At 66.8% G+C, this 392-nt stretch carries 1 pseudogene; it reads left to right on the top strand.

The window, feature by feature from the left end:
* Positions 1-392 (top strand): annotated as a pseudogene (locus tag AC1DOK_RS24610) (hypothetical protein); the annotation flags it as partial.

Here is a 392-nt window from a genome sequence, read left to right as displayed (position 1 = left end):
GCTGATGACCGACGGCATTTTGCTGGCCGAGACGCAGACCGACCCGCTGCTCAAAGCCTACGACACCATCATCATCGACGAGGCCCATGAGCGCAGCCTGAACATCGACTTTCTGCTGGGCTACCTGCGCCAGCTGCTGCCGCGCCGGCCCGACCTCAAGGTGGTCATCACCTCGGCGACGATTGATGCGCAGCGGTTTGCGGATTACTTTGCTTCTGCCGCCCCGGCGCCGGGCCGCCCCAAGCCGGGCGACGCCCCCTCGGGGGGCAGCGACGACGCGCAGCGCGGAGCGTGGGGGTCAAAAATTCCGGCGCCGGTCATCATGGTGTCGGGCCGCATGTTTCCCGTCGAACAGCGCTACCGGCCGTTTGAGGAGTCACGCGAGCACGACC

Source organism: Paenibacillus sp. P5_B5 (assembly GCF_056400365.1).
The sequence above is the reverse complement of the archived record's forward strand: the minus strand, read 5'-3'. Positions and strand labels throughout refer to the sequence as shown.